Below are 21,633 nucleotides of genomic sequence, written 5' to 3'. Positions count from 1 at the left end.
TATTTTTTCATACAGCACCTTCCCTGTGCGGGCTATTTCTGTTTTCAAAGCTTCGGAGATCGGTCCGTCGAGGTTGATGACATCGATCTTAAGCAGTGTCCATAATTCGTTGTTCAGTCTATCGTCCAGTGCATCGAAGTCCGGGCAGCCTGCGATGGCGAGGTCGATGTCGCTTTTGGGACGATTGGTTCCTTTGGCTCTCGAGCCGAACAGTATGACCTTGTGTGCTCCTGCGTCGGCGGCGAATTCACGGATTTGCGCGTAGACGTCTTCGATGGGAACCATCATCCACCTCCGATCCGTCATAATCGCTTGCTCGCCGTCTCTCAATAATCATGATACGAGGACCGCTGACCGCCGGCCTGATCGCATGACGCTCCGATCAGGCCGATAGCGGTGATTGTCGTATGCTGTCCCAAACCCGTACCGGGAAACCTGGCCCCTGCATGCGCTGCCGAAGTCCGAATTCTTGCATGTGTTAACTGACGAGTTCTAACATGTAAGAATTGTTGAAAGGTGATGAAAGGTGCTGGGGACGCCGGTCGGCTCGTCGTCATGCATACAGTCGTCGCGTTCGGTATCCAATCAGACCAGCACATATCGAGATGACGGGCCATTGCCCTCACGATGCAGCTTGTTTGATTCGGCAAGCCCTTTCAGCAATCGATAGGCGCTGATATAGCTCAGGCCGAACAACTCCATGACATCGGACGTGGTAACCGCGCCACCGTTTCTCTGAGCAAATTCCAGCACTAGACCGTTACGGCGCGTGGCCTCGATATCGTGCTGACGCACGTAGGACGTCAATCCATCCGCGCGCTTATACACTTGAGCGCTCAACATGTACGCACGAGACGCCCCGGCACCGACTCCTTCCACCAAGCCGGATTCCACCAGCCTCTCCACAGCGGACACGACACGGCGACGTTCCAAATGAGAAAAATCACATAGCTGCCCCATCGACAAACGTCGGTGCTCGCGCAACAATGAGAGCACGATGAGCGACCACACCGGTAACGGTGCACCACGCCGACGTTCCTCTTCGCCAATCATGGTCACGAACGACGCATCCGGCACTACTCTACGCAGAAACAGTACGACTTCTTCGGCGTTGGATTGAGAATAATCGGGGAACGCACCCCCTGCCGCAATAGATCCGGCATAGATAACGTCTACTCCACGACCGGTCCGCTCGACATAGCCAGCGGCCTTCAGTATCAATGCCAGTTGAGGATTGCGTGACCGAGGCTGCGCCGTAAGCAGACTGTCTTCGGATACCCCTTCGATGAACCCGCCCGGATTGGAGATGGTCAATCCATCATCATCCACCATAAGCCGCACATATCCCATGCGTGCATAATCACGATGACAGAACGCGTTGATCATCGCCTCACGGAACGCACCATGGTCAAAAGCGGGAACATCGACGCGAATCAGCCCGCTCATGATTTCGTGACTAGGATTCCACGGGGACATCAAATCCCTCATCCGGTCGAACATATCGACCAAGGGCAGAACGAACGGGTCGGCATTGACCTTCGGCACGGTCCCTTTCATCACCTTTCAATAATTCTAACATGTTAACTGACGAGTTCTAACATGTAAGAATTGTTGAAAGGTGATGCGGCCGTCAAACAGCTCGCCGAGCGTTCCGGCTGGCGACGCTGTCAGCGGTATCGGTTCGGCTGTGCCGCCAGACGTGTTGGCGAACGCGCTCGCCGTTCCCACACATCGATTCGGAATCCGACAGTCCCAAGTGGGCGAATCAGGCTTCGGCGGTGGCCTTCTTGCGGCCGCGGCGCTTCATGGTGCCGGAGGTGGCGGTGGCGGCGTCGAAGATCACGGTCTTGCTTTCCGGGTAGGCGGCGCCGTTCACGGAAGCGTAGGCCACTTCGTCCTCCGGGGCTTCGGGCAGGGTGAAGAACGCCTTGACGGCGTCCACCAGCGTGGCCTCCTTGAGGCTCACGGACAGGGTCTGCTTGCCTTCGGGTTTGCTGAACTTCACCGCGTTGTCCGCCTTGGCGGTGGCGGGGGTCACGGCGATCTGCTTGGTCTTCTCGTTGATGAGCACCTTAGCGTATGCCGGGTACCCCAGCACTTCGGCGGTGGCCTTGTTGAAACGGATGGCGCCGTCGGTTACGGTCAGCACGGTCTTGCCAGCCGGCTTGACCAGCTGGACCTCTTCAAAGCCCTGAAGCAAGGAAGCCATAATTGTTCTCCTTTATAGTTATACATCATAAGCAATATGGCAGTATCCTGCGTCAGATATTCGTTGACGCATTTACTACCCCTCAGACCCGTTTCACGGGCCAGCTCCCCTGACAAGGGGAGCCAGGAATAATATCAAACGAATCTCTGGCATGAGACACTAGTAATTCCGTATGTAATTGTAATCAAATAAAAAAAGAAATAGCAAATGGGCTTCAATGATTACAAGGTGTCATTCAGATATCATTCTATTGCATCATCCACATGAATGAATTCATCCAGCCTTGTCAATGCCCAAATCATCAATGGAATGGCGGCGAAGGCGTATCCCTCGAATTGCACATACAGATACATCACCAATAACAGCCAGACAATCGTAAGTTTATTCCATCGGTGATATCGGTGTATGAAGCCAAAGGCAATCGTGAGAAACAGCGCGAAACCAATCAATCCGAATTCCGTCAGGAAATTCGTGTATGCGCTCATCGTCCATACGGTGTCCGCATTGATCGACCGATACCACGACAATGCGCCTGTGGGATCGGTGTGCACGAACCGCAATATCGCCGCCGACCAATCGGCTCCATTATGCGTGGCCTCGGCGATATTTCCGGCTCCGTAGCCGGTCAGCAACGCCCACGGATGTCTGACCAGGCCACACAGCGGTGCCAACGATTGCCAGATGCGAGCGAAGAACGAGCCATCGCCCTCCATGCCGTTATGCAAGATGGAATCAAGTCTCGAATTGGCCATAACACACACCACAGCCAGGGCCAAAGTGCCAATAAGCTGCAATACGCCCGTGCGCCGGTCATTGCGATTGCGCCAATGCGTTTCCATCACAATCACAGCAATAAGCGCCACCAACGAATCCAATACGATACGGGTGCCCGAACCCATCAGCACGCTGCCCACGGCAAATACGATGATCAGATGCCGCAATCGCGAGGCGAAAATACGGTCGCGAATACGCATGAACCAGAACAGCGGCAATAGAATACCGAACAGATGCATGCCGATATAACTCGGCTCGGCAAACAAAAACTGCGGTCGCGCACCGCTCATGCCCCATGCAGATCCCGCAATGATATACGAACGGTACATCAGATGACTGAAGTACCCCTGCACACTGCCCAAGCGCAATGTAATCGATAGCCATTGCACAATTCCGATGGCAAAAGCGAACCAATATACGGCGATAATGGCGCGCACCGACTCCTGCCAGCTGAGCCGCTTATGCACATAGGCGATATCGAGCGCGCATAACGTGGCCGGTACGGCAATCACACCGGTCAGCGACATGACCACTGCATTATTGTGCAGCCCGAAAGCCGCCCAGCCCGGCATCGACAGCACCACAAGCACCACAGACAGCATCATGAACGGTGCGTAACGATGCAATGTTTGGCGCAGCAGTCGAGGATTCGCCAAGCAATACAACACCAGCAGCCACGGGCTCAACGGCGTCCAGAACGGTTGAAAGAAGCCCAGCACGGTGCCGTCCATCGGAAGTGCGAGCAGAGCGGCGAAGAACAGGTAATCGGAGCGGTCATGCGGGGTGAAGCATCGGGGCAACGGCATCGGGGGAGTGAGCGTGCGCAGTGATGCAAAAGGTGTCGTGGGCGCAGGATCCTCGATACGCTGGTTGCGGGATGCGAGGCTGCCGTGCGCTGGTACAGTGGCGCTGTCTGCAGTCCGCACCTGAGATGGTTCGGCCGATGTCGGCATGCCGGAATCGCTCATGTCCCCCTCCTTGATTGCCTCGAGTACTCTAGCAACCCAATGTGCGGGAACGGTGGCGATATGGTGACGGGAGTCTTACAGCTACGTTTCCTGAAGGGCAAGGGTACATGAGGGCTGATAGGATACATGCTGATTGCACCTATCGGGCTATCCGGGCATTTCAAGCAGTCTGGATGTGGAGAGGGAGAAGCGGTTGGTTTCCGCAAATAACGAACAGCAGCAGAATCAGAATGCTGCAGACACTGCCGTAGCACAGGCCGAAAGCGGCATCACCATCATGGACCTGATTCGGATTATCCGCAAGCATGTCATTTCGGTCATCGTGACGTTCGTGGTCGTGTTCGCCGCTGTGTGCGCGTACACATTGCTCACGCCGCCGAAATATACGGCTACCTCGCAGATGTTCGCCACGTTCAACACGGCAACCGCTGATGCCACGCAAAACAACAACTACAACAACATCAGCAGCGCCGGCACCTACATCGCCAACCAGATTAAGTCCTACCCGACGCTGGCCACCACCGAATCCGTGCTGCAGCCGGTCATCGACCAGCTTGGCCTGGATACGTCGGTCAGCGCTCTTGCTAATGAACTGACGGTCACCAACCCTACGGATACCGCGTTCGTGAACATTCAGGTCGAAGACAAGGATCCGAAGCAGTCGGCCGCCATCGCCAATGCCGTGGCCAAGTCCATGAAGACCGTGGTGGAGGACTCCCTGTATTCGTCCGACAGCAAGTCCCCGGTCACGCTTTCCGTGGTGCAGCAGGCGCAGGAGCCTGCCGGCCCCAGCAGCCCGAAGATTCCGATGAACATGGCCATTGGCGTTCTCGGTGGTCTGATTCTCGGCATCATCGTGGCGCTGGTCAAGGACCTCTTCTCCACGCGCATCGAGGAGGCCTTTGAACTGCAGGAATACATCGACGCCCCGATCATGGGCCGTATCCCCGAAGACGATCTGCTCAAGGGCGATGTCCCGGTCATCATCTCGAAGCCCAGCAGCCCGATCGCCGAGGAATACCGCCGTATCCGTACGAACCTCTCGTTCACCGCTCCGGTCGAGGGCATGAACGCCCGTCTCATCGTCCTCTCGTCCACCAGCCCGAGCGAAGGCAAGACCACCAGCTCGGTGAACCTCGCCGTCGCGCTGGCTGAAAACGGTGCCAAGGTGCTGCTGATCGACGCCGACCTTCGTCACCCGTCCGTGGCCGATCGACTGGGATTGGAAGGCAACGCCGGCCTCACCCACGTGCTGTCCGGCCAGGCGGCCGTCAAGGATGTGGTGCAGCGGTATTGGAAGCCGAACCTGCACATCATGCCCGCCGGCCCGAAGCCGCCGAACGCATCCGCCCTGCTCAACTCCGCGATCATGAAGGAGCTCATCAAGCAGGCGCTCACCCAATACGATTACGTGCTGGTCGACACCTCGCCGCTGGTGGTGGCGAACGACACCTTCGTGTTCGGCGCCATGGGCAACGGCATCGTTATCGTCTCCGGCCGCGACGTGACCGACAAGCGAGATTTGCGTGAGATCGCAGCACAGCTCGACAACCTGAACCTCTCGGTCAGCGGCTTCATCTTCAACTATGCGAAGGATTCCAAGAAGGTCGCATATAAGGGCAACTACTACTATTACGATGACGACGCCAGCACCGACGGCAAGAAGGGCAAGGCTGCCGGCAAGCGCCCGAAGCAGCGCAGCACTGCACGCAGCGCCGCCGTCAAGCGCTGATAGGCCGGTTGGTGTTGCAAAGAGGCTCTCGCTGAGCAAGTGCTCAGTGAGAGCCTCTTATTACTTGCTTGGCTCACCTTGTCAGGGGAGCTGTCGACGAAGTCGACTGAGGGGTAGTGCCGAGGGGTAGTTAAAGAATTCACAGACTATGCTAAGGCCCCCTCTGACGGGACGTTGCCGTGAAGCAGACAGCGGAGCTGTCTGTAGGCAACGTGCGAGCCGACAGGCGAGCCAGCAGGCCGCGCGCGGAGCGCGTCCCTGATTGCAGGACGGGCTGTCAGCGAAGCTGACTGGGGGAGAGACAGAGGCTGATCCTTAATTTATTAGCGAGACGGACCACTAATAATTGCGAATTGACTACCCCTCAGTCCCGCTTCGCGGGACAGCTCGTCCTGCAATTGCGGACGCGCTTCGCGCGCGGTTTGTCGGCTCGCACAGCACCTACAAACAGCTCCGCTGTTTGCTTTACGGTTCTGTCCTGACAAGGGGAGCCGCTGACGCCGCTAGGGTTACTTGGTTGCGTCAGTGATGATGCGGAGGGCTTGGCAGATCTGCTCGTAGGCCTTCTGGAAGGCCGCAAATTCACGACGATGAGGGTCGGGGATAACCATGGGTGCGGGCAGCATAGGCCGAATCAGCGACGCGTTGTCAATCACCGATTCGAGCTTCTCCTGCCGCGTAGCGCCCTCAATATAGCCCTCCTTGGCGCAGTAGACGCACATATTCGCGAAGTCCGGCAACAGGAACGTCTTCCGGCTTGCCAGCGGCGCGATAGTGGCGATATCCTGACGCTGTTCGATCTCAAAGCAGAGAATCAGGTCAGCGGCCGTGGCCAGTTGCGGTGTGACGCGCTTCGAGCGGAAGTTCGTGGTATCAATACCCAGCCCGGAAAGGATCTTGGCGCTGGACGGGTCGATGGGATGATCGAACAACCCACGGGTTCCTGCGCTGTCCGCCGTAATGGAGGGATCATTGAAATAGCGGGGAAGCAGATATTCGCCCATGGGAGAGCGGCAGACATTGCCGGTGCACACAAAGAGAACGTTCATGATTCGCCTCGATTTGGTATTCGATTATGGGTGTGGATTTGTATTGTGTTCAAGGAGGAATACGGCATAGAAAAGACCCTGAGGAAGCCTCAGGGTCTTTGAGTAGCTAATCAGCTATCGAGCTGAATTCAGTGACGAGCGCTGGTCTTGCGGACAGCGAACAGAGCCACACCGGCGGCAGCCAGCAGCACAACGGCCACGGCGTACGGAGCGACGGAAGCACCGGTGTCAGCAACGGTCGGAGCGCCGTTACCGGTGGCCGGAGCGGTCACGGTGTAGGAAGTCAGCACATTGCCCTTAGCGTCAGTCAGCTTGACGTCGGTCTTGACACCAGCCTTGAGGGTGACCTTGACCTTGAGGGTGCCGTTGGCGTCAGACTTGAACGAACCGAAATCCTTGTAAGCTGCTGCTGTGACGTTGGACACAACCTGATCGTCAGCGTAAACGTGGTATTCAGTGTTCGGAGCCAAACCGGTGAAGGTCACGGTGGCGACGGTGCCGGTCACAGAACCGGTGGCACCGTAATCCTCAGCCATAGCGGTGTTGGCAGCGAAACCAAAGCCCAGCACAGCGGCGACAGTGGCCAGCAGAGCCATAAACTTCTTCATCATAATATTTCCTCCTTAACGGGGTTTCCCAACCCCCTAAGTAACCTGCTCGGAAATCACAAACCCCCGATTTCCTTGCACGGCTTACACATTACTCGCCTGGGTGACGTGCCTGACAAGAACCGTCCGCGTCTGATACGTGCCATGTGATGCTTGCGTCACACGAGGTGATGTCCGTGTCGCATGACGTGATGCCGGTGTCACATGGCTGCTGAAGAGATGGGCGGTTAAAAAACCTGAAAAACGTTGGAATTGCAACGTTTTTCAGGTTTCGTGACGTAGTTTGCCGGGAATTTACCTAGCTTGTGTCTGTTCGGGCGTGTCGTCCGCTTCGTCATCAAAGCTGAACAGGTCTTCCACCGTGGTGTCGAACACCTTCGCCAGTTCCATGGCGAGCCTGAGCGATGGGCAATACTGTCCCTGCTCCAGACGTCCGATGGTCTCCCGACGCACGTTGATGAGGTCGGCCAGCTCGGATTGCTTCATGCCTCGTGCCAGACGATGAATCTTCAGACTAGTCTTCATCATCGTCCCCATTCGAGCCGTCATGTTCAAGCCACAGATACCGCACGTCAGACACGGCCAGTGCGCACATGGCCAATGCGGGCAGCATCATCGGGTTGATGATGTGCAGGAACCCTGACGTGGTCACCATATTCCAGATGGTGTAGAAGAACCCCAGAGCCACCAATGCGGCTATGAGCACGAACAGTGCGAACTGTATCGCCACCCCTTGATGCTGATCCGAGAGCTCATCGCGACGAGGCGACCGTTTGTTGAGCACGGTCACCACCCAGATCTCGCCACCGGCCCAGACCAATGCCACCACAGCTGTGACAATCACCCCGATGAGACTGTGTCCGATGACCACCATCAGCATGCAGGACAGCGCGCCGATGGTCTCGATCACGGCGCGAATCGCGATATACCGGTTGAACGTCATGATTTGCCTCCGAAATACCGGCATGGGGATACCCACGTGCCGTACGTCTGACTATACAATCTGTCGGGATGACCTGTCGTAAGGTCTCACTATCAGTATGCCGCGCGCAGTGCGTCCAATTGCAGGACAGCACCGTAAAGCAAACAGCGGAGCTGTTTGTAGGTGCTGTGCGAGCCGACAGGCGAGCCGGCAAACCGCGCGCGCAGTGCGTCCGCAATTGCAGGACAAGCTGGCCCGCGAAGCTCGTCCATGATTGCAGGCTCCCCTTGTCAGGACAGAACCGTAAAGCAGACAGCGGAGCTGTTTGTAGGTGCTGTGCGAGCCGACAGGCGAGCTGGCAAACCGTGCGCGAAGCGCGTCCGCAATTGCGGGACGAGCTGGCCCGCGAAGCGGGACTGAGGGGTAGTGAATTAATCAACGAACTTACAGCGCAGGGCACTAGTAAGACCTCACCAGACGTACACTGCACACGAGTCAGTGTACGTTTAGTGAGGTCTTGGCGGCGCCTGGGCGCAGCTAAAGAATCAGTAGCTCCTGTACTGTAGCCAGTGGTTGTAGGCGGCGGTCACAGAGCCGTAGCGGTCGTTGCAATAGCCGAGGAACCACTTGAACTGCGTCTGGTAGTTGGTGGCCCAGTCGGCGCCGGCGGAAGCCATTTTGCTGCCAGGCAGCGCCTGCGGTAGGCCGTATGCGCCGGACGGGTTGGCGGCCGTCGGATTCCAGCCGGATTCATGGTTGATGATGTAGTTGGCGGCGGTGAAGTCGTCCTCGGAGTAGCCGTTGGAAATCATGTAGTCATGCGCCCAGGTCTGCATCTCGCCCACCGGCACGGTGGTGCCGAGGCTTGCGGAGGAGCCGGACGATGACGAGGACGAAGACGTTGTGGAGCCTGTGCCCACGAGCACCACCTTGTCGACCGGGGCCTTCTTGACCCACGACGTGAACACGTTGGAGGAGATCACCTTGTCGCCGCTGCGTGTGACCAGCGACGTGGTCTCCATCACACCGTTCTGGCCTTCGGCCTCCACCTTCTCGGTGCCCTTGGGCAGGCTGTCGGTCTCCTTGCGCACCTCGTTGAACGGGATGTCCGTGTCCGTGGTCTCCACGTCAGCGCCTGCGCGCTCGATCGTGATGACCGTGGATTCGGTGACCTTGCTCTTCAGCGAGGGGCTGACCGTATCGTCCGGGTCGAGTGTGATGTTGCCGGCGTCAAGCACGTCCTTGACGGTTTTCATTGCGTCTTTCTCGCCAAGTACCACGCGTGAGTCGCCGTTGATCTTCACGGTGACGAACGTGGTGTTCTTGTCCGTGGCGTTCAGTGCTCCACGGGTGGCGGAGCGGGAGGCCGCGGAATCGGTGGCGGAGAATGCGGTGACCTGGTTGACGGGCTTGGCATCATCCGACTGGTAGAAGCTGCGGGATACGAATCCGGCTCCGGTGATCAGTCCTCCGGCGGCCACCACTGCGGCGATCTTGGCCCACTGACGCTTGCTGATGCTCAGGGACTTCAAAGGGGAGGTCTTCCTGCCGTGTCTCGTCATTACGCTCCTTGACTTGGATTTGCAGCCCGAACGTCTCGCCGAACGTGCGGCTGATGTCGGTCATCGGTTTCGGTTATGCATTTCACTTATGCATGATATGAACTACTTGCATCGTGCAGGTTTCATACGTCGAGCTGCACACTGACACTTATCATAGGTGCACCGCTGGAAGAACGCCAATCCGCAGACGACCTATTCGGCTCCCCTTGTCAGAGGGAGCCAGTGCGGAGTCAGTCCTGCTGCTGGGCGGCGGCCTGAGCCTTGGCGGCGGCAAGGTCGAGCGCCTTGGCCTGGTCGATGAGATCGTCCAGATCGCCGGCCTGCAGCGCGCCGGCCTGCTGGAAGATCACCTCGCCCTGCTTGGCAATCATCAGCGTGGGTACGGCCTGGATGCCGGCCGCCTGCGCCAGATCCTGGTTCGCGTCGATATCCACCTTCACAAAGGCGATGTCCTTGTTTTCGGGCTTGTCGGACGCGGCCTCGAAAATCGGGCCGAATGCGCGGCACGGGCCGCACCACGTGGCCCAGAAGTCCACGAACACGATTTCGTTGTCGGTGATGGTCTGCTCAAAATCAGCTGAAGTGATGGCCTTGGTTGCCATGGTGGTCTCCATTCTGTTGCTTGTGCTCAAGCTTGGCAGTACCACCCAACAATTCAGCCCGCGTTGCGCTGCCGGCCGAACCGTTCGTGTGCCGTCCGTGACCCATCTGAACGTTTGCCCAGATTTTGCTGCGAGAGGAGCCCATTCGCGCGGTCGCGCGCGATAATGGGAAGCATGCCAGTCTTGAATGATGAGGTGCCCTCCGAGGGCGACTTCGACGCCAATCGCAATCGTGGTGAATTCGACAACATCACCCCCGAGGATTTCATCCACGGAGGCGGCTCCGGCCACGGCAACCCGCCGGGATGGCTGGGGCCTGCGGACATCAACCGTGCGCGTCACCAGATGCCCATCGCCTATGTGGAGATCGTGCCGGTGCGCACGGATGACATGGGCCGCATCGCGCAGGTGGGGTCGTTGCTGCGCGTCTCGGACGACGGCTCCATCGAGCGCACGCTGATCACCGGGCGCGTGCTGTTCCACGAGTCGCTGCGTGAAGCCATCTCCCGCAATGTGGCCAAGGACCTGGGCGACATCGCGCTGCCGATGCTTCCTGCATCCCTTCAGCCGTTCACGGTCGCCGAATTCTTCCCGACTCCGGGCCTGGGCGACTACTACGACCCGCGCCAGCACGCCATCGCACTGTGCTATGTAGTGGCGATTGCCGGCGACTGCAAGCCGCAGGACGAGACGCTCGACGTGGAATGGGTCGATCCCAAGAGCGACCTGATGGACAAGTTCATCGACCAGATGGTCAACGGGCATGGCCGCATCGTGCGCCAAGCCCTAGCCTGGGCCGGAGTGTGAAGGAGCAGTTTGTAGGCAACGTGCTGGCCGGCTTATTCAGGTTGGCTCGGGTTTGGTCTCTCCCCCAGTCAGCTTCGCTGACAGCCCCCTCGTCAGAGGGGGCCGATATTCGGAAGCCTGGTCGGCTCCCCTTGTCAGGGGAGCTTTCGGCGTAGCCGACTGAGGGGTAGTCATCAGAGGAGCCCGATATGGATCGTTTGTATATAACGAATGAAAGTGTGTAGTTATGGCAATTGAATTGGTGAATCATGTGTATCGCGAAGGCGAGGGTGTGCCGGTGGTGCTGATGAACGCCTATCCGGTGGACCACCGCATGTGGGACGTATGCGCCAAGGCGCTCGCCGACTTCGCCGATCTGGACGACGTGCCCCCGTTCCCCATCTGGGCGCCGGACATGGCCGGTTCCGGACAGTCCCCGGTGCCGAGCGCCGAGGATTCCGGCCCGCGGCTCGCCAACGGTGCCTACACCGAGGCTCTGGACCGGCTCGCGGACGCCTACGTGGATCTGGTGAAGTCCGCAGGATACGCACAGGCCATATGGGTGGGCCTGTCCATGGGTGGCTATGTGGCGATGGACATCCAGCGCCGTCATCCCGAGACCGTGGCCGGCCTCGCCCTGTGCGACACGATGGCCGCATCCGACGGCGTGGGCGGCGAACCGCGCCTCGCCATGGCGGACGCCGCCGAACAGACCAACTCCGTGGAACCGGTGATGCATTTCGCCAAGCCGTCCGATGGTGACTCCACCGTCAAGAAATCCCCTGAATTCATCGCCACGATGACCCAATGGATCAACGAACAGGACCCTGCGGGCCTCGCATGGCGCCAGCGCATGACCTACGGCCGCCCCGACATGGGCAAGGTGCCCGAGACCATCACCGCGCCGACCGCCGTCGTATCCGGTGAACTCGACCCCACCAGCAACCCGAGCGTCATGCGTCCGCTGGCCGACCGCATCGCCGGTGCCACATTCATCGCCATCCCCGATTGCGGCCACTTCAGCGCCGTCGAGCATCCCGACACCGTGGCCCGCGCGCTGCTCGCTCTCGTGCGTCGGGTGCAGGACCAGGACTGAGGTAAAGGATGACCGCTGATATCCATTTCTCACCATTGGCGTTGACCCGCGCCCTGCCGTTCCTGCCGCTCGCACAAGGCGACATCGACTACCAAGTCGATCGACGAGACGAACCGGGACTCATCGAACATCTGCTGGAGGACCCCGCCACCAAAGTCATCCTCACTCGCAACGGACTGGTCGCCGTGCCCCGCGGACAAGGCGAACTGGTGGATTACGAGAACGTCAAACTGCGGCTCGCCACCTTGCCGGGCGCGTACGTCGCCGCGGAACTCAAGCGGTATCCTCAGGCCGTGGCCATGTTCCTCGGCTCCTATGGCGGCGTTCGCGGCGAATGCGTCGTCGCCATCGACATCTCCCGGGTGCCTGAACCGGGTTCCGCCAATCGTGTGGCCGGCGCATCGAATGCGGCCGGTGCCATCGCAGGTGCAGCCGCTGGCGCTGCTGCTGGTGGTGTCAGTGCCGTCGCCGGCGTATTGGGAACCGAGGATTCCGGTACCGTCGATGGCAACCTCAGCGTTTCGGATTCCGCCGGACAAGGTGCGGACGATGCATTCGACGAATCGGTCGACATCGCCGGAGAACAGCCCCGCCAGCCAAAACCGACCCTGCTGCAGCAAGCCGTCGACCGGTTCGACTGGGCAGATTTGCGCGGCTTCGCACCCCACGCCAATGCGCGCGAGGCCGGGCAGGCCACCAGCGCCGTCACCCTGAGCATCTGGCATAGCCGGCAGCGGTATTGTCCGACCTGCGGCGCGCCGGTCGAAACCGCGCTCGCCGGCTGGGCGCAGCGGTGCAGCAATGCGGCGGACGGCAACCGGATCCTGTTCCCGCGCATCGAACCCGCCGTGATCACCGCAATCGTGGACGGTCACGACCGGTTGCTTCTGCAGCACAATGCGGCATGGAAGGACGAACGGCTCTACTCCGTCTCCGCCGGATTCGTGGAGGCGGGGGAGAACCTCGAACACGCGGCGCGGCGCGAGGCCAAGGAGGAGACCGGCATCACCTTGGGCGAAGTGCGCTACCTTGGCTCGCAGCCGTGGCCGTTCCCCGCGTCGCTCATGATGGCGTTCAAGGCGCACGCCGTCACCACGGATGTGCATGTGGACGGTTCGGAAACCGTGACCGCCCGTTGGGTCACGCGCGACGAATACACCGCCGAATTGATTTCCGGACGCATGGCCGCCCCCGGGCGCGCCACCATCGCGCGCTACATGATCGAGGAGTGGCTCGGGCGGGAGCTGTAGGCGTGTCATGTTTTGTGGCGGTTCCTACGTCAGCAGATGCTTTTCTGGCTCCCCTTGTCAGGGGAGCTGGCCCGCGAAGCGGGTCTGAGGGGTAGTCAACCTGAGGAGTGGCTCGGGCGGGAGCTGTAGGCTGCTAGGCTGGGCACTATGAGCGAAACAAGCGAAACAGAAGACAACGAACAGCCGCTGAACCTCGACATTCCCGAGCATCTCGAATACTCCGACGAACACGTCTGGGTGGATCGTTCGGATGATGACCTCGCCATCCTCGGCATCACCGAATACGCGGCCGACCAGCTCGGCGAGCTCGTGTTCGTGGATCTGCCCGAACCCGGTTCCCGTGTGGAGGCCGGCGACGAAATCGTGGAATTGGAGTCCTCCAAGGCCGTGCAGCCCATGATCAGCCCGGTGGCGGGCACGGTGAAGTACGTGAACCGCGACGTGTCCGACGATCCCTCTGTGATCAACGGCGACCCGTACGGCGAGGGGTGGATCCTCAAGGTCGAACTTGATGACGATGAGCCGGAGCTGCTCAGCGCCGAGGAGTACGCCAAAATCATCCGCTGAGCTGATGCCGGCTCATATCATGCATGGCCTATAGTGGGGTGCATGAGAAGCCCACGCGAGGATTTTGAAGCCGCCGGCAGGCGTTTGGAGTCATTGCATCTGCCGCATCACTCCAGTGCGCCTGCGCCGACGGACGACATGCCTACCGTGCCGATTCCCGCGCGCGCAGCGGTCACCACATTCGATGCGCCGTCGAAACGCGAGCGTTTTGAGGTCAAGCCGCCGTTGACCCGATTCATCCGTCGGGCGATTACCAATGCCTTCGGCCTATGGTCGCACTGGTCAACCGCAGTGGTGCGCGGATGGGGCTGGTTCCCGCGAGTAGAGCCTTATGTGGGCTATGGAACCGGGGACTATTCGCGCCTGATCTGCCGTACCGTATATGGCCCTGCCCGCGGCCAGTCCGGCGAGCTGACGCGCGGCATCCGAGGCATGCTGGCCGTGCCGGCCGGTCGCACGCACGTGCAGGCCAGCATCGATGACACGCCGCTCAACACCGTGCAGGTGGGCGTCTCCGAGGTCTATGACAAAGTGGATCGCACCCGCGACATGAGCGGAGAATACGCGATCTCCGATTCGGCAGGATATCTGGATTTGGTGGCCGAGCATCGCCTGAGTCCGGGCATCCATCGCGTTTCGTACAGTGTGCCCGGCCGCAAGCCGGTCAGCGCCAACCTGTATACCATCCCAGCCAGCGCCAAAGTGGGCATCATCTCGGACGTGGACGACACGATCATGATCACCCAGGCCCCGGTGCTGTGGAAGGCCGCCTACAACCTGCTGTTCCTTGATCCCAAGAAAAAAGCCTCCGTGCCGGGTATGAGCGTACTGTTCACGCGCATCTCCGACCTGTTCCCGGATGCCCCGTTCTTCTATCTGTCCACGTCGCCGTGGAATGTGGAGAGCGCGATTCGCAACTTCATCATCGACCACGGATTCCCGGAGGGGCCACTGCTGTTGCGCGACCTCGATCCGAGACCCAAGACCTTCGTGCCCACCGGCCCGCAGCACAAGCTCGAGTTCGCCGAACAGTTGATGGCGGATTTCCCGGACATGAAGTTCATTCTGGTGGGCGATGACGGTCAGAAGGACCCCACCACGTACGCCACCATTGTCAAACGGTATCCCGGGCGCGTGCTGGCCATCGCCATCCGCCAGCTCAGTCCCAAGGAGGCGCCCGGTCTGGCGTCCGTTGCCGGTCTGACCTCGACCCAGCCGATGCCGGTCACTGAAGTGCCGGTGTTCACCGGCACCACCGGTGCGAACCTGCTCAAAACCATGCTGCCGTATCTCAAGGAGCACGCGAAGAACGCGGATTAGCGGCTTGTAACGCAGATTGGTCCGTATTCTGCGCGGTGTGGGTCGTTGACGGTGCCGCTTCGTCCCTGACCGGCGCGTACAATCGCGTGATATGACTGAAATGACCGAATCAGGCGCAGCGATGACGCCGACGCCGCCAGTGGCCAAACGTGAACCCAAGCGCCGTGAATTCCACGGCGACGTGTTCAACGATGATTACGAATGGATGCGCGACAAGGAATCCGCCGATGTGCGCGATTACGTGGCCGCGCAGAACAAGTACTGCGAAGCGCGCATGGCCCATCTGTCGGGGTTGCGGCGCACGTTGTTCGAGGAGCTCAAGGCGCACGTGGAGGAGACGGACATGTCCGTCCCCACGCGCATCAACGACTACTGGTACTTCACGCGCACCCAGCAAGGCAAGCAGTACGGTGTGCAGTGCCGTATGCCGGTGCGCGGCACCGACGATTGGGACCCGCCGGAGGTCGATCCGCAAGGCGCCCCCGGTTCGATGCCGGGCGAGCAGGTGGTGTTCGACGCCAACGTGGAGGCCGAGGGGCATGACTTCTTCCGGCTTGGCGGCATGGATCTGAGCCATGACGGGCGATGGATGCTTTACGGCGTTGATCTGCGCGGTGACGAACGCTACGATTTCCGCATTCGCGACCTCGACGCCACGCTCGCGCAGGGCGGTGAGCCGGTGGAACTGCCGGAAGTGTTTCCCGGCATCGGCGGTGCCTGCTTCACGCCGGATGGGCAGTGGGTGTTCTGGACCGAGCTCGACGACTCCTGGCGGCCGTGCGCGATTTGGCGGCATCATGTGGGCACGCCGGTCGAATCGGACGTCTGCGTGTACCGCGAGGCGGACGAGAAGTTCTGGGTCGGGGCGGGCATCAGCTTCGACGAGCGCAGCATCGTGATCGGCACCGGCTCCAAAACCACTACTGAAGTATGGATGCTGCCGGTGGATACGCCGGACGGCGAGTTCCAGCCGTTCATCCCCCGCAAGGAAGACGTGGAATATGATGTCAGCTTCGCATGCTTCGAGGGTGCCGGCGAAGGCGGCGAGGATGTGCCTCTGGCGGTGGTGTACCACAACGCCGATAATCCGAATTTCGAAATCGACGTCATCGACATGCGTGACCATCAGCCGCCATATCGATTGGGTGAAGGAGTATGCGTGGCCGCCGGCTCGCCCTATGGCTGCGAGCATGGCGAACCCGACCGGCCGATCACCGAGGCCTATTTCAATCCCGCGAATCCTGCGATTTTGCAGGGGGCGCACGGTCTGGGAATCGAGGGCATCGGGCTGCATCGTCATTTCGTGACGCTGAGCTATCGTTCCGACGGCCAGCCGCATGTGGCGTACATGACCAAGCAGGCCGCCGCTGAGGATTTTCTGGCCGGACGCCCGTGGCGGTTCATGGAACTGCTGCCGCCATCGTTGGAGAACGACTGGGATCTGGTGGCCGCCGATCGAAGCGACGTCACCGGCGACCATGGCGAACGTCTGTGGCAGGGCGATGGGGCGAATGATTTGGATGGTCTGGATGGGGCCGCTGCGGTCGGTGCTGTGCAGTCAGCCGATGCCGCCAATGGTGCCGACCGCGGCGCCGTACGGTCCGCCGAGGGCGCCGAAAACGCTGCCGCGCCGACTGATCACACCGCATCATTCGATGGCGCCAGCGACGACCATCTTCCCGGCGAGACCCGGCGCCTGTACACCATCGGCACCGGCGGCAATCCGTCGTATGATGCGCCTCGCATGCGGTACTCGTTCGCCAGCTACACCCGGCCGGGCGAGTTGCATGAGATAGACCCCGCCACAGGGCGGGACACGTTGCTCAAACGCGCCACCGTGCTGGGCGATTTCGACCCGCGCGACTATATGGAGCGTCGCGTATGGATCACCGCGCGTGATGGGGAGCGCATCCCGGTGTCACTGGTGTGGCGTCGTGATTTCCCCGCGCAGGATTCCCCGATGTTCATCACCGGTTATGGTGCGTACGAGATCTCCTCCGACCCGGGATTCTCCGTGGCACGTCTGAGCATGCTCGACCGCGGTGTGCTGTATGCCGTGCCGCATATCCGCGGCGGTGGCGAGATGGGGCGCGCCTGGTATGAGCAGGGGCGGCGTCTCAACAAGAAGCACTCGTTCGAGGATTTCGTCGATGCCACGCGAGCCCTGCAGGAGGCACATCTGGCCGATCCTCGCCGGACGGTGGCCAACGGTGGTTCGGCGGGCGGCCTGCTGATGGGCGCGGTGGCCAATATGGCCCCCGAATGCTACGCCGGCATCGAGGCGGATGTGCCGTTCGTGGACGCGCTCACCTCGATTCTCGACCCCGACCTGCCGCTGACCGTCACAGAATGGGATGAATGGGGCGATCCGCTGCATGACCCGGCCGTGTATGCGTACATGAAGTCGTACACGCCCTATGAAAACGTGCCGGTGCCGGTGGCTGAGGCTGCTGGTGCTGAGGATGGCGTCGGGGGTTCCGCTCAGTCCGGTGTGTCGGCCTCACGGTTCCCTCGCATCTTCATCACCACGTCGATGAACGACACGCGTGTGCTGTATGTCGAACCGCTCAAATGGCTGGCGCGGCTGCAGTCGGCCGGCGTGGATGCGGTGGCCAAAATAGAGGTCGAGGCCGGACACGGCGGCATTTCCGGGCGATACAAGCAGTGGGAGGAAGTCTCCTATGAGAACGCTTGGTGTCTGGGCGTGATGGGCATCGCCCACTAAGCCGTCAACAATGTGGACTGCGGTTGTGGACTGTGGCCATGTCCACTAGCTGAGCCGGTTCGGGTCATCAGATGACCACGCGACTAGGCTCCTTGAACTATGGCAAAGACATACAAAATCGCCGTCATCCCTGGAGACGGCATCGGCAAGGAAGTCACTCCGTGGGCGCAGAAGGCCTTGGAAAAAGCCGCTGAAGGTGTCGCGGACTTCGAATACGAGCAGTTCGATCTCGGTGCCGAACGGTATCTGCGCGATGGTTCGATTCTTCCGGAGGAGGAAGAGGATCGAATCAAGGCCAACGACGCCATTCTGCTCGGTGCTGTCGGCGACCCGCGCATCAAGGCGGGCATTCTGGAGCGCGGCCTGCTTCTGAAGCTCCGTTTCGACCTCGACCAGTATGTGAACCTGCGTCCTTCCAAGCTGTACAAGGGCGTCACCTCGCCGCTGGCCAACCCCGGTGACATCGACTTCGTGGTCGTGCGCGAGGGCACCGAAGGCCTGTACTGCGGTGCAGGCGGTGCGGTCCGTCGCGGCACCCCGAACGAGGTGGCCACCGAGGTGTCCATCAATACCGCCTATGGCGTGGAGCGCGTGGTGCGTTACGCATTCAAGCTCGCCATGAAGCGCCGCAAGCATGTGACGTTGGTGCATAAGAAGAACGTGCTCGTCAATGCGGGCGATATGTGGCAGCGCATCGTGGACAAGGTCGCCGAGGAATACCCCGAGGTCACCCACGACTACCTGCACATCGACGCCACCACCATCTTCCTGGTGTCCAACCCGTCCCGCTTCGACGTGATTCTGACCGATAACCTGTTCGGCGACATCATCACCGACGAGGCCGGTGCCGTGGTGGGCGGCGTGGGATACTCCGCTTCCGGCTGCATCAATGCGTCCGACGAGTACCCGTCCATGTTCGAGCCGATTCACGGTTCCGCCCCTGACATCGCTGGCCAGAACAAGGCCAACCCGACCGCCGCGATCCTGTCGGCGGCCATGCTGCTCGAGCATCTCGGCTTCGACGACGCGGCCAAGAAGATTCATGCGGCTGTGGAGGCGGACATCGAGGAGCTCGGCTCCACCGTGCGCACCACCGACCAGGTCGGCAAGGACATTCTGGCCCGCATCTGACGAGCCCCGCCCTTTTCTCATCCGCCCATTCCCAGGACCGGGGATGGGCGGATTTGTTTATTTGCTATGGTGGGCATCGTGGGCGAAACGATAATGGGTCGCGGTGAAGCGAAAACGCCGGGCGGCAAGTTGGTGGCCGTCAACGTGACCTTGCAGATGAATGGCAGTGCACAATCGGATGGTGATGTGCAGCCAAACGGTGCCGTGCGGTCGTGCAAACTGGATGGCGATTTCTTCGTGGAGGCACCGGATGACTCGGCGTCGGCAGAGTTTCTGCATGCCATCGAACAGGCGCTCGTCGCTGGAGCGTCAGTGCAATCGGTGATTGACTCTCATCCTGACTGCAATCTGATCGGCACGGATGCCAAAGCCATCGAAACCGCTTTCACCCGGGCTTTGGAGCAGATCATGCGCCACTCGGTGGCGTCAACAGCATCGCTTACCTCGGTAATGCCGCAGGCTCCTATTCGCAAAGACCCTATATATAAGGCCTCTATATATAAGGACTCTATATATAAGGCCTCTATATATAAGGACTCTATACATAAGGCCTCTATATATAAGGACTCCGCTCAGCACTCTGCGGTACCTGGCGTTTCCGCAATGGCAGCCGGCGTTCTGCCCGACAATCAAGCGAACTACGCATCCCGCTGGGCGCAGTTGTTGCCGCAGCTCACCGTCATCCATGATCAGCCGCGACTTCCCGCTGAGCAGATGCGAATCGATGAGAACTGGGCGCGCGAGGTTGCATCCGGCCTGCGGCCTCCGACCCTGCGCATCTGGGAATGGGCGGCTCCTGCGGTGGTTATCGGGCGATTCCAGTCGGCACCCGACGAAGTGAACCTTGACATCGCCAAACAGCGCGGGTTCAGCGTGGTGCGCAGATGCACCGGCGGTGGCGCGATGTTCATCGAGCCGGGCAACACCATCACCTACTCCCTGTACGCGCCGCTTGACTTCGTGCAAGGCGTCAGCATCGAGGAATCCTATCGGTTGTGCGACTGGTGGCTGGTCGAAGCGTTGCGGGAGCTGGGTCTCGACGTGCGATTCTCGGGACTGAACGACATCGCCTCGCAGTACGGCAAGATCGGGGGAGCGGCACAACGCAGGTTCCCTGTTGTGCGGGGCGATGGGATACGGCAATCCTCTGAAGGAACAGGTGCGGATGGGCGGGGCGCGAGCCAGACGGTCGGCGTGATTGCCGGAGCCGTGCTGCATCATGTCACATTGGCTTATGACATCGATGCCGTGGCTATGGGCGAGGTGCTCAACACCAGTCGGGAGAAGATGTCGGACAAGGCGGTGAAATCCGCTGTGAAACGGGTCGATCCGCTCAGAAGCCAGACCGGGCTGCGCCGGGAGCAGGTCATCGACCATCTGCTCGCGTGGCTCGTCGAGCGGGGCGGTGAGCCCAGTGGCCGGCCAGATCGGCCGGGGCAGCCGCGTCAGTCGCTGGTGAACAAATCCTGACGGTTCGTGTGAGGCGCGTTACAATAGTGCGAGTGGCCGAAGGTGGCGTAAGGCAATAAGGACGGTGCGATGGGCGTAGAGACTCCGAACATGTTCTCCGACGAGGAGAACATTCTGCTGCAGACGGCACTGTTCAAGCAGGTTTCCCCCGCTGAGGCCGAGGAGCTCATCCCGCATCTGCAACGTGCGGTCTTTGACAAGGGCGATTACATCTTCTCCGAAGGCGATACGGACCATCGCATGTATCTGCTCGAGCGCGGCCGTGTCAAGCTGATCCGCACATCCACCGACGACCGCGTGCAGCTGCTGTCCATCCACGCCCCCGGCGAGGTGCTGGGCGAGATTCCCGTATTTGACCCGAACGGCGGCCCGCGTACAGCGTCGGCCGTGGCGATGAGCCATGGCACGCGGGTGGTTTCGCTTGAACATGATGCCTTGTTCGCTTGGCTGGATGAGCATCCGCGCGTGGCCATCGACATGCTTCAGGTCATGGCTAATCGCCAGCGGGCCAACAACGAGCGCATCTCCGATCTGGTCTTCATGGACGTGCCGGCCAGGCTGGCCAAGACTCTGCTGAATCTGGGTTCGCGCTTCGGCGAGCCGGTGGAACAGGGGCTGAAAGTGCCGCATGACCTGACGCAGGAGGAGCTCGCGCAGCTGGTGGGGTCCAGTCGCGAGACCGTGAACAAGGCGCTTATGGACTTTTCGAACCGCGGCTGGATCGCGCGCGATGGCCGCTCCATCATCATCTTCCAGCCGGGCATGCTTATTCGCCGCTCACGACGCTGATTGTGCTGACGAAATGACTGCCCCTCAGTCCCGCTTTGCGGGCCAGCTCTGACAAGGGGGCCGAAAAATATAA

The 21,633-nt window shown here is 60.3% G+C and carries 18 protein-coding genes and 3 pseudogenes; 11 read left to right on the top strand and 10 right to left on the bottom strand.

All coding sequences use genetic code 11. The features are described 5' to 3' along the window. The 4 genes and pseudogenes from BW14_RS11175 to BW14_RS11160 all read right to left on the bottom strand — a co-directional run. Nucleotides 1-285: nucleotidyltransferase family protein (locus tag BW14_RS11175; protein WP_140462645.1), on the bottom strand; the 285-nt coding region annotated here is incomplete at its 3' end. 300 nt (nt 286-585) lie between these two features. Then, nucleotides 586-1,563 (bottom strand): annotated as a pseudogene (locus tag BW14_RS11170) (ATP-binding protein); the annotation flags it as partial. Nucleotides 1,564-1,765: 202 nt separating this feature from the next. Then, on the bottom strand, nt 1,766-2,209 hold the full coding sequence (locus BW14_RS11165; protein WP_140490679.1) for a hypothetical protein: 444 nt from the start codon (nt 2,207-2,209) through the stop codon (nt 1,766-1,768). Nucleotides 2,210-2,451: 242 nt separating this feature from the next. After that, complete coding sequence (locus BW14_RS11160) at nt 2,452-3,714, bottom strand: hypothetical protein (RefSeq protein WP_140490677.1); 1,263 nt, start codon at nt 3,712-3,714, stop codon at nt 2,452-2,454. Nucleotides 3,715-4,144: 430 nt separating this feature from the next. Here BW14_RS11160 and BW14_RS11155 point away from each other — a divergent pair, with 430 nt between their 5' ends. Continuing rightward, entirely contained in the window at nt 4,145-5,683 is a 1,539-nt protein-coding gene (locus tag BW14_RS11155; protein WP_308810448.1) for a polysaccharide biosynthesis tyrosine autokinase, read from the top strand. 509 nt (nt 5,684-6,192) lie between these two features. Here BW14_RS11155 and BW14_RS11150 read toward each other — a convergent pair. The 6 genes from BW14_RS11150 to trxA form a co-directional block, all read right to left on the bottom strand. After that, entirely contained in the window at nt 6,193-6,732 is a 540-nt protein-coding gene (locus BW14_RS11150; RefSeq protein ID WP_140490675.1) for a low molecular weight phosphatase family protein, read from the bottom strand. Nucleotides 6,733-6,860: 128 nt separating this feature from the next. Next, complete coding sequence (locus tag BW14_RS11145; RefSeq protein ID WP_140490673.1) at nt 6,861-7,343, bottom strand: hypothetical protein; 483 nt, start codon at nt 7,341-7,343, stop codon at nt 6,861-6,863. Nucleotides 7,344-7,634: 291 nt separating this feature from the next. Continuing rightward, nucleotides 7,635-7,865 carry a helix-turn-helix transcriptional regulator gene (locus tag BW14_RS11140; protein ID WP_140490683.1) on the bottom strand — a complete coding sequence of 77 codons (231 nt, stop codon included), beginning with the start codon at nt 7,863-7,865 and terminating at the stop codon, nt 7,635-7,637. Beyond that, nucleotides 7,855-8,283, bottom strand: a complete 429-nt coding sequence (locus tag BW14_RS11135; protein ID WP_140490671.1) for a hypothetical protein — start codon at nt 8,281-8,283, stop codon at nt 7,855-7,857. Before BW14_RS11135 ends, BW14_RS11140 begins: the two co-directional genes overlap by 11 nt. Nucleotides 8,284-8,807: 524 nt before the next feature. Next, nucleotides 8,808-9,824, bottom strand: a complete 1,017-nt coding sequence (locus tag BW14_RS11130) for a G5 domain-containing protein (RefSeq protein ID WP_140490669.1) — start codon at nt 9,822-9,824, stop codon at nt 8,808-8,810. A gap of 230 nt (nt 9,825-10,054) precedes the next feature. Continuing rightward, on the bottom strand, nt 10,055-10,426 hold the full coding sequence (gene trxA / locus BW14_RS11125) for a thioredoxin (RefSeq protein ID WP_140490667.1): 372 nt from the start codon (nt 10,424-10,426) through the stop codon (nt 10,055-10,057). 174 nt (nt 10,427-10,600) lie between these two features. Here trxA and BW14_RS11120 point away from each other — a divergent pair, with 174 nt between their 5' ends. The 10 genes and pseudogenes from BW14_RS11120 to BW14_RS11080 all read left to right on the top strand — a co-directional run bounded on the left by BW14_RS11120 (nt 10,601) and on the right by BW14_RS11080 (nt 21,560). After that, nucleotides 10,601-11,233 carry an NUDIX hydrolase family protein gene (locus BW14_RS11120; protein WP_140490665.1) on the top strand — a complete coding sequence of 211 codons (633 nt, stop codon included), beginning with the start codon at nt 10,601-10,603 and terminating at the stop codon, nt 11,231-11,233. A gap of 226 nt (nt 11,234-11,459) precedes the next feature. Further along, nucleotides 11,460-12,308 carry an alpha/beta fold hydrolase gene (locus BW14_RS11115; RefSeq protein ID WP_140490663.1) on the top strand — a complete coding sequence of 283 codons (849 nt, stop codon included), beginning with the start codon at nt 11,460-11,462 and terminating at the stop codon, nt 12,306-12,308. Nucleotides 12,309-12,316: 8 nt separating this feature from the next. Continuing rightward, nucleotides 12,317-13,558 carry an NAD(+) diphosphatase gene (gene nudC / locus BW14_RS11110; RefSeq protein WP_140490661.1) on the top strand — a complete coding sequence of 414 codons (1,242 nt, stop codon included), beginning with the start codon at nt 12,317-12,319 and terminating at the stop codon, nt 13,556-13,558. A gap of 147 nt (nt 13,559-13,705) precedes the next feature. Then, on the top strand, nt 13,706-14,125 hold the full coding sequence (gene gcvH, locus BW14_RS11105; protein ID WP_140490659.1) for a glycine cleavage system protein GcvH: 420 nt from the start codon (nt 13,706-13,708) through the stop codon (nt 14,123-14,125). A 138-nt stretch (nt 14,126-14,263) separates the two neighbouring features. Further along, the gene (locus tag BW14_RS11100; RefSeq protein ID WP_375138446.1) at nt 14,264-15,445 is read left to right on the top strand and encodes an App1 family protein; all 1,182 of its coding nucleotides are present in this window, start codon (nt 14,264-14,266) and stop codon (nt 15,443-15,445) included. A gap of 91 nt (nt 15,446-15,536) precedes the next feature. Then, a pseudogene (locus BW14_RS12615) lies at nt 15,537-16,949 on the top strand (S9 family peptidase); the annotation flags it as partial. A gap of 150 nt (nt 16,950-17,099) precedes the next feature. After that, nucleotides 17,100-18,170 (top strand): annotated as a pseudogene (locus BW14_RS12610) (prolyl oligopeptidase family serine peptidase); the annotation flags it as partial. Between the two features lie 99 nt (nt 18,171-18,269). Further along, the gene (locus tag BW14_RS11090; protein ID WP_140490653.1) at nt 18,270-19,301 is read left to right on the top strand and encodes a 3-isopropylmalate dehydrogenase; all 1,032 of its coding nucleotides are present in this window, start codon (nt 18,270-18,272) and stop codon (nt 19,299-19,301) included. Between the two features lie 156 nt (nt 19,302-19,457). Then, nucleotides 19,458-20,771, top strand: a complete 1,314-nt coding sequence (locus BW14_RS12380) for a biotin/lipoate A/B protein ligase family protein (RefSeq protein ID WP_375138445.1) — start codon at nt 19,458-19,460, stop codon at nt 20,769-20,771. Between the two features lie 69 nt (nt 20,772-20,840). Beyond that, nucleotides 20,841-21,560, top strand: coding sequence for a Crp/Fnr family transcriptional regulator (locus BW14_RS11080; RefSeq protein WP_044090476.1), 720 nt, complete (start codon nt 20,841-20,843; stop codon nt 21,558-21,560). The last annotated feature ends 73 nt before the right edge of the window (nt 21,561-21,633 follow it).

The sequence above is a fragment of the Bifidobacterium sp. UTBIF-68 genome, assembly GCF_006408855.1.
GTDB classification, from domain to species: domain Bacteria; phylum Actinomycetota; class Actinomycetes; order Actinomycetales; family Bifidobacteriaceae; genus Bifidobacterium; species Bifidobacterium reuteri.
Note: the sequence above shows the minus strand (reverse complement) of the source record. Positions and strands in the feature narration are given on the sequence as shown.